Here is an 11,604-nt window from a genome sequence, read left to right on the forward strand (position 1 = left end):
CCCGCTCCCCGCGGGGCCGCCCTTCGGTGTTTCGGGCACGGTTTCCGGCCCGTACCTGCCCACAAACATGCCTGATTGCGGGTGATTTGCCCGCGATGGACCTGTGTGCCGCAACCGCGCAAGGTCCCAGTCGTTCTAATCTGACGACTGTCATATCCCTGCGGCCACCCAGGATGGAACCTCATGTCAGCGGCCCCGCCTGACAACGACGTGCTGTGGGCCCGAGGGATCGTCAAGTCCCATCACGGCACTCCCGCCCTGCGCGGCATCTCGATCGGCGTCCGCGAGGGCGAGGTGCTCGCCGTCACCGGCCCGCGCGGCTCCGGCAAGAGCACGCTGCTCGGCTGCCTCTCCGCCCTCCTCCCGGTCGACAAGGGCGAGGTCTGGTTCAACAGCGCCCCCGTGCACACCCTCACCCGGGCCGGCCGCGAACGGCTGCGCCGCGACCGCTTCGGCTTCGTCGGCTCCGAACCCCACCTGGTGCCCGAACTGAGCGCCCGGGAGAACGTCGCCCTGCCGCTGCTGCTCGCCGGCGCCGGCAACAAGGCCGCGTACACGGCCGCCGACGAGTGGCTGGAACGCCTCGACGTCGGCGAGATCGCGCGGCAGCGCCCCGACCGGCTGGTCCAGAGCCAGCGCCAGCGGATCGCTGTCGCCCGCGCGCTCGCCCCGCTGCCGCCCGTCGTCTTCGCCGACGACCCCACCGCGCCGCTCCACCGCGAGGCCGCCGACCAGGTCCTGCGGATACTGACCAGCGCGTCCCGCTCGCACCAGCTCACCCTCGTGCTGGCCACCCACGACCCCGAGCTCGTCCGGTTCGCGGACCGTGCCGTCGCCCTCGTCGACGGACGGCTCACCGCCCCCGCCGCCCCCGTCCGGCGCGCCCCCGCCGCCCCGGGCACGGCCGGTGCGTCCACCGTCTCGGCCACCCGCCGCTGACGACGCCGAGCCGCTGAAAGAGTCGACGTGTTCTATCTCCGTCTGGCCCGGGGCTACCGGGTGCCCGACCTCGGCCGCTGGCTGCTCACCGCCCTCGCCTCCGCCGTGGTCGCCGCCTTCCTCCTGCGCTCGCTCGGCCGGGCGATGAGCGAGCAGACCGGCGGCGCCGTCCCGGTCGTCCGGCTGGTCTGGTGCCTGCCCCCACTGGCCGCCGTCGCCTGGTTCGCCGCCGTCGCCGCCCGCGCGGTGCCCGCCCAGCGGCCGGCGCGGATCGCCGGCCTCACCGCCGCCGGGGCCAGCTCCGGCCGGATCCGCAGCCTGATCGCCGGCGAGGTCGCGCTCGCCTGCACCCTCGGCAGCGTGCTCACGCTGCTGCTCTTCCTGGTGCTGCGCAACGACATCGCCGGGCCCTCGCTCGCCCCCGACCTCGGCATGGGCGCGCCGCTGCCGGCCGCCGCCCCGGTCACCCTGCTCGCCCTGGTGCCTATCACCGCCGGGATCGCCGCGGCCTGCGCGGTACCGATCGCCGAGACCCTGCCCGGCGGCCGGCGCACCAGCCGCACCGGCTTCTCGTCGCTCCGGATCGCTCTGCCGATCGGCCTGGCCGTCGTCGGCCTCGCCCTCGAACTCATCGCCCTGCGGCCCGGCGCCGCCGAAGACGGACGGCCGGTCCACCTGCCGGCCGGGCTCGGCACCACCAGCGTCGCGGCGTTCGGCGGCTGGGCCGCGAGCGCCCTCGGCCTCGCCCTGCTCACCGGCCCGCTGCTGTCCTGGACCGGACGGCTGCTAGCCCTCGGCCGGCCCACCCCGCTGCGGCTGCTGGCCGGCCGAGGCCTCACCGCGCAGGCCCGCCGGCTCGGCGCGCCGCTCGCCGTGCTCACCCTCGTCGTCGCGGTGGTGCTCACCACCATCCGCTACTGGATCGGCACCCCCGACAGCGCCGACGCACTGCCGGCCGTGGAGGCCTGCCTGGTGCTCGGCTGCGCGGCGGCGGCCGTCGCCGCCCGGCTGGCCGAGGTCCGCACCGACCGCCGGGACGTCACCGACGCACTGCTGCGCCTCGGCACCTCGCCCCGGCTGCTCTTCGGCGCGGTCGCCCTGCGCACCCTCGCGGTGGGCACGACGCTGCTGGTCACCGGCGGGGCGACGGCCGCCCTGGCCGCCGCCGGGCTCCGCTAGTTCTGACCCGTAGCCCTAGCCCGCCGCGGCGAGCTGGCCGCAGGCGCCGTCGATCTCCTGGCCGCGGGTGTCGCGGACGGTCGTCGGCACGCCGTGGGACTGGAGCCGGCGGACGAACTCGCGCTCGTCCTCGGGCCGGGAGGCGGTCCACTTGGAGCCGGGCGTCGGGTTCAGCGGGATCAGGTTGACGTGCACCCGGTGGTTCTTGATCAGCCGGCCGAGCAGGTCCGCCCGCCACGCCTGGTCGTTGATGTCCTTGATCAGCGCGTACTCGATGGAGATCCTGCGGCCGGACTTCTCCGCGTAGTTCCACGCCGCGTCCAGCACCTCGGCGACCTTCCACCGCGTGTTCACCGGCACCAGTTCGTCGCGCAGTTCGTCGTCCGGGGCGTGCAGCGACAGCGCGAGGCGGCAGCTGAGGCGCTCGTCGGCGAGCCGGTTCATCGCCGGGACCAGGCCGACGGTGGAGACGGTGATGCCGCGCTGGGACAGGCCGAAGCCGTCCGGCGCCGGGTCGGTCAGCCGGCGGATCGCGGCCAGCACCCGGTTGTAGTTGGCCAGCGGCTCGCCCATGCCCATGAACACCACGTTGGACAGCCGCGCCTCGCCCCCCGGACTGCGACCATCTCGGGGGGACGACCCCCCGCGCCCCCCGAACTCGCCGGTCTTGAGCGCGCGCATCCCGGCGGCGATCTGCTCGACGATCTCGGCAGTGGAGAGGTTGCGGGTCAGACCGGCCTGGCCGGTCGCGCAGAACGGGCAGTTCATGCCGCAGCCGGCCTGCGAGCTGATGCACATCGTGACCCGGTCCGGGTAGCGCATCAGCACCGACTCGACGAGGGTGCCGTCGAACAGCTTCCACAGCGTCTTGCGGGTGGTGTCGTCGTCGCAGGAGACGTGCCGGACCACCGACATCAGCTCGGGCAGCAGGCTCTCGGTGAGCTTCTCCCGGCTGGCGGCGGGGATGTCCGTCCAGCTCGCCGGGTCGTCCGACATCCGGCCGAAGTAGTGGTTGGAGAGCTGCTTCGCGCGGAACGGCTGCTCGCCCAGCTCGGCGACGGCCTCCTTGCGCTCGGCGGGGCTCAGGTCGGCGAGGTGTCGCGGGGGCTTGGCGCCGCGCGGCGCGACAAAGGTGAGTTCTCCGGGCTTAGGCATGGTTGTTCCAGTGTCGCAGACGCCCCGGGGCGGGCCGAACACGACGAAGGGGCCCCGGATTGTCCGGGGCCCCTTCGCGTACGCGCGGCCGTTAGCTGCCGACGAAGGCCGCCAGCAGCAGCCAGACCACCGGGGCGGTCGGCAGGAGCGAGTCCAGCCGGTCCATGATCCCGCCGTGGCCGGGCAGCAGCGTGCCCATGTCCTTGATGCCGAGGTCGCGCTTGATCATCGACTCGCCCAGGTCGCCCAGGGTCGCGGTGACCGCCGCGCAGCCGCCCAGGATCAGACCCTGCCACCAGCTGCCGCCGTCGATGATCAGCTGCATCAGGAGGGCGCCGGCCAGCATCGACAGGCCGATGCCACCGGCCAGGCCCTCCCGGGTCTTGCCCGGGCTGATCGTCGGGGCCAGCTTGTTCTTGCCGAACTTGTAGCCCACCGCGTAGGCGCCGGTGTCGCTGCAGATCGTGACGATCAGGAAGAGCACGATCCGCTGCGGGCCGTCGTCGGCCGCCAGCATCATCGCCACGAAGGTGGCCAGGAACGGCACGTAGAAGGCGGTGAACACACCCGCCGTTATGTCCCGCAGGTAGTTCTCCGGCGGCTCGGCCATCCGCCAGACCATCACCGCAAGCCCGGTCAGCGCGAGCGAGGCCGCGGCCCACTGGACCCCGGCCCAGTAGCCGGTGGCGATCATGGCGATGCCGCCCGCGACCAGCGGGACCAGCGGCGCCTTGATCTGCTTGCGCTCGGACAGCCGGCTGGTCAGCTCCCAGATGCCGACCGACGCCGCAGCCATCACGACGATCAGGAACAGCGCCTTCACCACGAACAGCGAGGCGATGATCACCGCGCCAAGACCGACTCCGACCCCTATCGCGGCCTGCAGGTTACGGCCGCCGCGCTGCTTGCGCGGCTGGGGCTGCGGATCGGGCTGGGCCACGGGTGTCTCCTGCCCTGGGTGGGACAACGGCACGAAGTGGGGCTGCCCGGCCGCCGGGTGGCTCGGCGGCGGCCCGGGATGCACCGGGGCCCCCGGGTACGGCGGGCCGCCGTGGCCGGGGGTGGGGGCGGCGTCATCGGTTATCGCGCGCAGCACTACGGTCTCCGACGCGCCCGGCGCCGCCGTCTCGGGCTGCTCGTCCCGGAACAGCGGGCCGCTCAGCCGGCCGGCCTCCCGGCCCGGACCCGCTTCCTGGCCCGGGGCCGGACGGGCCGCCGGAGAGGCGGGCAGGCCTGGTCCGGCCGGCGGAACCGGGCCGGCCGGTACGGGAGGCATGACCTGAGTCTCCTCCGCGTCGGGGCCCCAGTACGCCGGGGGCTGCGGCGCGTGACCCGTTCGCCGGCCCTGGTCGCCCGGGCCGGCGCCCGGCACGCCAGGCACACCCGGCGCACCCGGGAAGGCGGCCTGGCCGCCCGGGTGGCCGGGGTGACCCGGGGCCTGCGGCGCCGCCGCGGGCTCGCCGTACCCCGGCGCCGGGTGCGACGGCTGCCCGGGGGCCTGCGGCTGCGGCGCCGGGCGGTAGGGCTGGTACTGCTGGTCGGATGGGCCCCAGTAGCCAGGGGCGTCAGGGGCGTCGTTCATCAGACTTCGAGCAGCTCGGCTTCCTTGTGCTTGAGCAGCTCGTCGATGCTCGCCACGTACTTGGCCGTGGTGTCGTCGAGCTCCTTCTCGGCGCGGCGGCCCTCGTCCTCGCCGACCTCGCCGTCCTTGACCAGCTTGTCGATGGCGTCCTTGGCCTTGCGGCGCACGGCGCGGATCGAGACCTTGGCGTCCTCGCCCTTGCCGCGAGCGACCTTGATGAACTCCTTGCGGCGCTCCTCGGTGAGCTCGGGCAGGACCACCCGGATGATGGAGCCGTCGTTGGACGGGTTGACGCCCAGGTCGGAGTCGCGGATCGCCTGCTCGATCGCCTTCAGCGCGGTCTTGTCGAACGGCGAGACGACCGCCATCCGGGGCTCCGGCACCGAGAACGAGGCCAGCTGGTTGATCGGCGTCACGGCGCCGTAGTACTCCGCGACGATCTTGGCGAACATCGCCGGGTGCGCACGGCCGGTACGGATGGCGGCGAAGTCGTCCTTGGCGACGGCGACGGCCTTCTCCATCTTCTCCTCGGCTTCGAGGAGGGTCTCTTCGATCACTGTGATCTCCCTGTCCGGTTCATCTGCTGTTGTCCCGACCGGTGTCGGCGTGGCGGCCGGTCACGGCGCCGACGCCGTCCCGTACGGCTGGTTGCTGCTCAGGCCCGGACAGAATCCTGGCTGATGAGTGTGCCGATCTTCTCACTCTTCACCGCACGCGCGATATTGCCCTCCGCCAGCAGCTCGAAGACCAGCATCGGGAGGTTGTTGTCCTTGCACAGCGTGATGGCGGTGAGGTCGGCGACCTTGAGGTCGCGTGCGATGACCTCGGAGTACTCCAGGGCGTCGAACTTGACCGCGTCCGGGTTGGTCCGGGGGTCGGAGTCGTAGACGCCGTCCACGCCGTTCTTGCCCATCAGCAGCACGTCCGCGTGGATCTCCAGCGCCCGCTGGACGGCCGTGGTGTCGGTGGAGAAGTAGGGCATGCCCATACCGGCGCCGAAGATCACCACACGGCCCTTCTCCAGGTGCCGGACGGCCCGCAGCGGCAGGTACGGCTCGGCGACCTGGCCCATGGTGATCGCGGTCTGGACCCGGGTCTCGATGCCCTCCTTGACCAGGAAGTCCTGGAGCGCCAGGCAGTTCATCACGGTGCCGAGCATGCCCATGTAGTCGGAGCGGGCCCGGTCCATGCCGCGGACCTGCAGCTCCGCACCGCGGAAGAAGTTGCCGCCTCCGATGACGACCGCGACCTCGGTGCCGGCGCGCACGACCGTGGCGATCTCCCGGGCGATCGCGTGCACGACGTCCGGGTCGACGCCGAGCCCGCCACCACCGGCGAAGGCTTCACCGGACAGCTTCAGCAGCACCCGGCGGCGCGAGCCGTCCTTGGGTTCCTGCGCGGTCTCCTGCGTCTCCTGCATGGGACTTCTCCTTTTTGCACCTACTGGCTCACAGACGCGGGAGTGCGGATGCCCGGTCTGCGCGTACACGCGAGGAGGCCACTGCCGCGGGAACCGGTACGGTGTCCTGCACGGCAATGGCCTCCTCGTCGTTCATGGTGCCGACGTGGCCCGCCCATAGACGGTTGGCGCTGGGTGAGCCCGTTCGGCGTTCCTCCCGCCCAGGTCAGCGGGCGGGGGCGGTTCCCAGCGTAAGCGCGCCGGGGACCAGGTGGAACGTGGCTCAGGCGCCGACGCGGAAGCGGGCGAAGCGCTTGAGGGCGACGCCGTTCTCCTCGAGGACCTTGGCGACGGTCTTCTTGTTGTCCTTCGCGAAGGCCTGCTCCAGAACGGCGTTCTCCTTCACGAAGCCGGTGACGCGACCCTCGACGATCTTCGCCAGGGCGGCCTCGGGCTTGCCCTCCTCGCGAGCGGTGGCCTCGGCGACGCGACGCTCGTTGTCGAGCACCTCGGCCGAGATCTCGTCGCGGGACAGGAACTTCGGCGCGAAGGCGGCGATGTGCTGCGCGACGTCCTTGGCGACCTCGGCGTTCTCCTTGTCCAGCTCGACCAGGACGCCGACGGCCGGCGGCAGGTCGGGGCTGGTCTTGTGCAGGTAGACCGCGACGAAGCCGTCACCGTCGAACTGGGCGAAGCGGCGGAAGACGATCTTCTCGCCCAGGGTCGCGTTGGCCTCGTCGACGAACTGCTGGACGGTCTTGCCGGGCTCGATCTCGGAAGCCAGGGCGGCGTCCAGGTCGGCCGGAGAGGTCTTGGCCACGTGGACGGCGATCGCGTTGGCGACCTTGACGAAGTTGTCACCCTTGGCGACGAAGTCGGTCTCGCAGTTCAGCTCGACCAGAACGCCGGACTTCTTGTCCTCGGCGATCAGCGCGGCGACGGCGCCGTTGGAGGCGTCACGGCCCTCGCGCTTGGCAACGCCCTTCTGGCCCTTGATGCGCAGGAGCTCGACGGCCTTCTCGACGTTGCCCTCGGCCTCGTCCAGGGCCTTCTTGCAGTCCATCATGCCGGCGCCGGTGAGCTCACGGAGCTTCTTGACGTCCGCGGCGGTGAAGTTCGCCATGGTGTGAATCTCTTCTCGCGTCTCGCGTGTCTGCGTGGGGAGACGCCGGGACCGATGGTTCGGTCCCGGCGTGGGAGAGAGGGGCACCTACCGGTGTCGTACCGGCGGGTGCCCCTCACCCTTGGTACGTCAGGCCTGCTCGGCCGGGGCCTCGGTGACCGGAGCCTCGGCGGCGGGAGCCTCGGCGGCGGCGGGGGCCTCCTCGGCCTTCTTCTCGCCCTCGATGAGGTCCTTCTCCCAGTCGGCCAGCGGCTGGTCGGCACCCGGCTCGGCCTTGGCGTCGCCCTTGGCGACACCGGCGCGGGCCTTCAGGCCCTCGGCCACGGCGTCGGCGATCACGCGGGTCAGCAGGGTGACGGAGCGGATCGCGTCGTCGTTGCCCGGGATCTTGTAGTCGACCTCGTCGGGGTCACAGTTGGTGTCGAGGATGGCGACGACCGGGATGTTGAGCTTCCGGGCCTCGCCGACCGCGATGTGCTCCTTCTTGGTGTCCACGATCCAGACGGCGCTGGGAACGCGCTGCATGTCGCGGATACCGCCGAGGGTCTTCTCCAGCTTGTCGTGCTCGCGCTGGAGGACCAGGAGCTCCTTCTTGGTGAGGCCGGAGCCGGCCACGTCCGAGAAGTCCAGCTCGCCGAGCTCCTTCAGGCGCTGCAGGCGCTTGTAGACGGTCGAGAAGTTGGTCAGCATGCCGCCGAGCCAGCGCTGGTTCACGTAGGGCATGCCCACGCGGGTGGCCTGCTCGGCGATGGCCTCCTGGGCCTGCTTCTTCGTGCCGACGAAGAGGACGCTGCCGCCGTGGGCAACGGTCTCCTTGATGAACTCGAAGGCGCGGTCGATGTAGTTCAGCGACTGCAGGAGGTCGATGATGTAGATGCCGTTGCGCTCGGTGATGATGAAGCGCTTCATCTTCGGGTTCCAGCGGCGGGTCTGGTGACCGAAGTGGACGCCGCTCTCCAGCAGCTCCCGCATCGTGACGACGGCCATAGCCGTGCTCCTCAGGTGTTACGGCCCGGCGGTGACGCGGTGCACGGCGGGTTCGCGCGGTGCGCTTCCCGTTCGGCGACTGCGTACGGCCGGGTCAGGCTCGGTTTGTCCGTGGCGGCCAGGTGACAGCCACGCCTGACGCCCCGAACGTGCCGAGCCGCTTCCACCCGCTCGGTCCTGGGACCGGGGCGGGCTCGGCGGACCGAGCGGCACTCGCACCTGGCGGGGGCGGCGGCAGAGCCGCTTCCGACCACCGGTGGCGGGGCGTGCGAAGTCGACCCGGCGGACCGGGTCGCGTGTGAAGTGTACGGGAAGCGCCGAGCGGCGGGCGACTCCGCAGCTGGCGGAGGGGCCGGGGCGCGCGGGCCCGGAGGGGCTGACGGTCCGCCCGCGAGTGCGGCCGGGGTGTTTGTACATCGGATGGCGGGGTCGTACACCCGTCGGAGGGATGGCATTTGTCCACAGGGGCGGTTTGTCCACAGGAATCCGAATGGGGTGGTGTGGGCGCATCGTTGCCGGGAGCCTCGGGCGCATGACTGCTCGTGCCGGGGTTCGGGGGATGCTCGCTGTGGTGTTGCTGGTGGCGCTCGCTCTGTCGGGCGCCTCGGGCGCCGCGCGTGCGGCGGGCGACGCGCGTACGGCAGGCGCCTCGGGGCTGCCGTTCGGTGGTGGCGGCGGCGCTTCCGGCGCTGTTGGCGGGCGGGGGCGGGCGTGGCCGGTGGGCGGGCCCGGCGGGGTCCTCGGTCGGTTCGAGCCGCCGGCGAAGCCGTGGGCCGCCGGGCACCGGGGAGTGGACCTGGCCGCCGCGGTCGGGGAGGAGGTGCGGGCGGCGGCCCCGGGGGTGGTGACGTTCGCGGGGCTGGTGGCCGGTCGTCCGGTCGTCACCGTCACGCACCCGGACTCGGGCGCGTCCCCACTGCGGACCACCTACCTGCCGGTCACCGGCAGCGTGCCGGTGGGCAGCGTCGTCGCGGCCGGGCAGGTGATCGGAAGGCTCGCCCCCGACGGGCGGCACTGCACCGGACGGGACTGCCTGCACTGGGGACTGCTGCGCGGCGGCCGGTACCTCGACCCGCTCGCCCTGTTCGGCGTGGGCTCGGCACGGCTGCTGCCCCTGGGCGGGCCGGAGCGGCCGGGGAGGCCCAGGCGGTCGGGGCCGGCGGGGTAGCTCGGTGACTCAGGCGCGGCTGAGGCCGTGCAGAGCCATGGCCACGGCGGCGTCGGCGATCGCCTCAGGGCTCTCGGGCGCGGCTCCGGCGGCCGCCAGCTGCTCGCTGTGGCGGACGGCGGCCTCCACGATCCCCTGGAGCAGGGCCGCCGTGAGCCGGGGCTGGGTGTGACCCAGGTCCTCCAGCGCTTGGATCACCAGGCCGACCAGCTTCCCGTGCGCCGCCCGGATCCGCTCGCGCGCGGCCTCGTCGAGCTCCAGTGCCGAGATCGCCACGACCGCCCGGTGGCGCGGATCCGCGGCCAGCACCAGCTGGCCCCGGACATACGCCTCGATCCGGTCGGCCGCCGTGTCGCAGCTCTCCATGCCGGCCTCGATCTCGGCCGCCCAGAGCGGGAGGTCCACCTCGCAGAGCGCCTCGACCACCGCGGCCCGGGAGCGGAAGTACTCGTAGACCGAGGACCGCGCCAGCCCGGTGCGCGCCGCAAGGGCGGGGAAGGTCAGCGCCTCCATGCCCCCCTCGGTGAGCAGGCTGCGGGCAGCGTCAAGAAGAGCTGCCCGCTGCAGCTGGCGATGCTCGGCCACCGTGGCCGCTCGGATCTTCGGCACGCTCCCACTGTACGGAGCCCTACACGCGGCCGATACGTTGCCGCGCATATGGAGGGGAGCCCGACCGTGCCGCCCGGCGTACGCCGAGGCAGTGTCGCGGTCCTGAGCAGCCCCGGGTCTCGCTAGCGGATGTCCGACAGCTTGGCGCGCAGCTGCAGGACGGACTTGGTGTGGATCTGGCTCACCCGGCTCTCCGTCACCCCGAGGACCTGCCCGATCTCGGCGAGGGTGAGTCCCTCGTAGTAATAGAGCGTCACCACGGTCTTCTCCCGCTCAGGGAGGGTGTTGACCGCCTGGGCCAGCAGCCTGCGCAGCTCGCGGTCCTCGGCCACCTCGACCGGATTGTCGGCGCCGTGGTCCTCAAGGGTGTCCATCAGGCTCAGCCGGTCGCCGCCCTCCCCCACCGGGTGCAGCAGTTCGTCGAGCGCGACCACGTTCGCCAGGGACAGCTGGCTGAAGATGGCGTGCAGATCCTCGATCGCGATGCCCATCTCCGCCGCGACCTCCGGGTCGTGCGGAGTCCGGCGCAGCCGGGCCTCCAGCGTCGCGTACGTCCGCTCGACCGCCTTGGCCTTCTGCCGCACCGAACGCGGGATCCAGTCCAGCGCGCGCAGCTCGTCGATGATCGCGCCGCGGATACGGCTGATCGCGTAGGTCTCGAACTTGATGGCGCGGTCGATGTCGAACTTCTCGATCGCGTCGATCAGCCCGAAGACTCCGGAGGAGACGAAGTCGGCCTGCTCGACGTTGGACGGCAGCCCGACTCCGACACGCCCCGCCACGTACTTGACGAGCGGCGAGTAGTGCAGGATCAGCTGCTCCCGCAGCCGCTGGTCGCCGGTCTCCTTGTAGGAGCGCCAGAGCTCCTCAAGCGCGCTGCGCCCGTGCCCGCCGGACTCCGGCCCGCCCTGGGGTGCCTGCGCTGCCCCAGTTGGAGAGGCCGGCGGAGGCACCCCGTCGGGCGCCTCCGTGGCGAGGCGCGCACCGGCCCCGTCGGTGGGTGCCCCGGACAGCGCGCGCGGACGGTCCACGACCTCGCCGCTGCTGGCATCGGCGCTGGTGCTGACGCCGGTTCCGCGGACGGTGTCGGCGCCACCGACCGCGTCGGCGGGCTGGCCGGGCACCGACGCCGGCCGGCCGCCCTGCCGAGAAAGGCCACCCATCGCCCCCGTCGCCTTGGGCGGGAACTCGGTCACGGGGCGCCGCTCGGTGCGCGGCCCTCCCGAGGACCGGGCGCCACCGGTCACTCTGTGTCCGGGAATGTGTGTGGGCATACGTTGGTCTGCGCCGTTCTGCCGAGTCATGTGCTGATAGGGAAGGCATGTGGAGCGTAGCGTGACCGACTCGCTGCAATGCGCTACCGCCACTCGGTCGTCCCCCGATCCGGTGGCGTTCCCGTCACCGGATCGGGACGCTGGGGGTGGACGGCCCGGATCGGCAGGTCAGCCGGGGTCGCCACCCAT

The 11,604-nt window shown here is 72.4% G+C and carries 11 protein-coding genes; 3 read left to right on the forward strand and 8 right to left on the reverse strand.

Annotated features, from left to right (window positions below; translation table 11 throughout):
* Window positions 1-183 precede the first annotated feature (183 nt).
* The gene (locus tag KV557_RS32830) at window positions 184-939 is read left to right on the forward strand and encodes an ABC transporter ATP-binding protein (RefSeq protein WP_218205210.1); all 756 of its coding nucleotides are present in this window, start codon (window positions 184-186) and stop codon (window positions 937-939) included.
* A 27-nt stretch (window positions 940-966) separates the two neighbouring features.
* On the forward strand, window positions 967-2,118 hold the full coding sequence (locus KV557_RS32835; RefSeq protein ID WP_218205211.1) for a hypothetical protein: 1,152 nt from the start codon (window positions 967-969) through the stop codon (window positions 2,116-2,118).
* Between the two features lie 15 nt (window positions 2,119-2,133).
* Here KV557_RS32835 and rlmN read toward each other — a convergent pair whose 3' ends face one another.
* The 6 genes from rlmN to rpsB all read right to left on the reverse strand — a co-directional run bounded on the left by rlmN (window position 2,134) and on the right by rpsB (window position 8,364).
* Window positions 2,134-3,273, reverse strand: a complete 1,140-nt coding sequence (gene rlmN / locus KV557_RS32840) for a 23S rRNA (adenine(2503)-C(2))-methyltransferase RlmN (RefSeq protein WP_218205212.1) — start codon at window positions 3,271-3,273, stop codon at window positions 2,134-2,136.
* Between the two features lie 91 nt (window positions 3,274-3,364).
* The gene (locus KV557_RS32845) at window positions 3,365-4,855 is read right to left on the reverse strand and encodes a phosphatidate cytidylyltransferase (RefSeq protein WP_374106704.1); all 1,491 of its coding nucleotides are present in this window, start codon (window positions 4,853-4,855) and stop codon (window positions 3,365-3,367) included.
* Window positions 4,855-5,412, reverse strand: a complete 558-nt coding sequence (gene frr / locus KV557_RS32850; protein WP_218205213.1) for a ribosome recycling factor — start codon at window positions 5,410-5,412, stop codon at window positions 4,855-4,857. Before frr ends, KV557_RS32845 begins: the two co-directional genes overlap by 1 nt.
* A 98-nt stretch (window positions 5,413-5,510) precedes the next feature.
* Complete coding sequence (pyrH, locus tag KV557_RS32855) at window positions 5,511-6,275, reverse strand: UMP kinase (RefSeq protein ID WP_153462872.1); 765 nt, start codon at window positions 6,273-6,275, stop codon at window positions 5,511-5,513.
* Between the two features lie 262 nt (window positions 6,276-6,537).
* Window positions 6,538-7,377, reverse strand: coding sequence for a translation elongation factor Ts (gene tsf, locus KV557_RS32860; protein ID WP_218205214.1), 840 nt, complete (start codon window positions 7,375-7,377; stop codon window positions 6,538-6,540).
* Between the two features lie 129 nt (window positions 7,378-7,506).
* Window positions 7,507-8,364, reverse strand: a complete 858-nt coding sequence (gene rpsB, locus KV557_RS32865; protein ID WP_218205215.1) for a 30S ribosomal protein S2 — start codon at window positions 8,362-8,364, stop codon at window positions 7,507-7,509.
* A gap of 532 nt (window positions 8,365-8,896) precedes the next feature.
* Between rpsB and KV557_RS32870 the strand changes: the two genes are divergently transcribed.
* Window positions 8,897-9,532, forward strand: a complete 636-nt coding sequence (locus tag KV557_RS32870) for a M23 family metallopeptidase (protein ID WP_218205216.1) — start codon at window positions 8,897-8,899, stop codon at window positions 9,530-9,532.
* A 9-nt stretch (window positions 9,533-9,541) separates the two neighbouring features.
* On the opposite strand, the gene KV557_RS32875 is transcribed toward KV557_RS32870, so the two are convergent.
* A complete protein-coding gene (locus KV557_RS32875; RefSeq protein ID WP_218205232.1) occupies window positions 9,542-10,117 on the reverse strand; it encodes a TetR/AcrR family transcriptional regulator in 576 nt (191 codons plus the stop codon).
* A gap of 146 nt (window positions 10,118-10,263) precedes the next feature.
* Window positions 10,264-11,094, reverse strand: a complete 831-nt coding sequence (gene whiG / locus KV557_RS32880) for an RNA polymerase sigma factor WhiG (RefSeq protein ID WP_218205233.1) — start codon at window positions 11,092-11,094, stop codon at window positions 10,264-10,266.
* Between the last annotated feature and the right edge of the window lie 510 nt (window positions 11,095-11,604).

The organism is Kitasatospora aureofaciens (assembly GCF_019192735.1).
GTDB classification, from domain to species: Bacteria; Actinomycetota; Actinomycetes; order Streptomycetales; family Streptomycetaceae; genus Kitasatospora; species Kitasatospora aureofaciens_A.